This window comes from Streptomyces sp. NTH33, assembly GCF_003236365.1.
Lineage (GTDB): Bacteria > Actinomycetota > Actinomycetes > Streptomycetales > Streptomycetaceae > Streptomyces.
In genome coordinates, this window is sequence record NZ_POTZ01001061.1 from 1 (window position 1) to 658 (window position 658).

Annotated in this window: 2 protein-coding genes; both read left to right on the forward strand. The window is 75.7% G+C overall.

The features are described 5' to 3' along the window. The coding region (locus tag C1I97_RS38460; protein ID WP_258382956.1) for an Rv2175c family DNA-binding protein at positions 1-65 on the forward strand (65 nt) is incomplete at its 5' end. A 148-nt stretch (positions 66-213) separates the two neighbouring features. Next, positions 214-658: thiamine phosphate synthase (locus tag C1I97_RS38465; RefSeq protein WP_111007412.1), on the forward strand; the 445-nt coding region annotated here is incomplete at its 3' end.

The window sequence follows — 658 nt, forward strand, 5'->3', positions numbered from 1 at the left end:
CCCAGGCCCTGAGCGAGAACCGCGGCACAGAGGTGAAGCGCCGCGCCCAGGCCCTGGCGGTCTGACCCGCACACCCGAAGCGGCGTGGGCGGTCCCTTTCGGGGGCGACCGGCGCATCCCACCGGCCGCCCACGCCGCCCACGCCGCGTACACGTCGCCGTGCTCGTACGCCGGCCACGCACCCGAACCGATGAGTCCCAGGGGGGATCCGCCATGTCCGACACCACTGCCGTCACCGGCGCCCGGGAGCGGCTCGCCGGTGCGCGGCTCTATCTGTGCACCGACGCCCGCCGCCGGCAGGGCGACCTCGCCGCGTTCCTGGACGCCGTGCTCGCGGGGGGCGTCGACGTCGTGCAGTTGCGGGACAAGGGATTGGAGGCGGGGGAGGAGCTGGAGCACCTCGAGGTGTTCGCCGAGGCCTGTGCCCGGCACGGGAAGCTGCTCGCGGTCAACGACCGGGCGGACGTCGCCCACGCCGCCGGCTCCGACGTGCTGCACCTGGGGCAGGGGGACCTCCCCGTTCCCGCGGCCCGCGCGATACTCGGCGGCGGCGTCCTGATCGGGCGGTCCACGCACACCGGGCCCGAGGCCGCCGCGGCCGCCGTGCAGGACGGCGTGGACTACTTCTGCACGGGTCCCTGCTGGCCCACCCCCACCA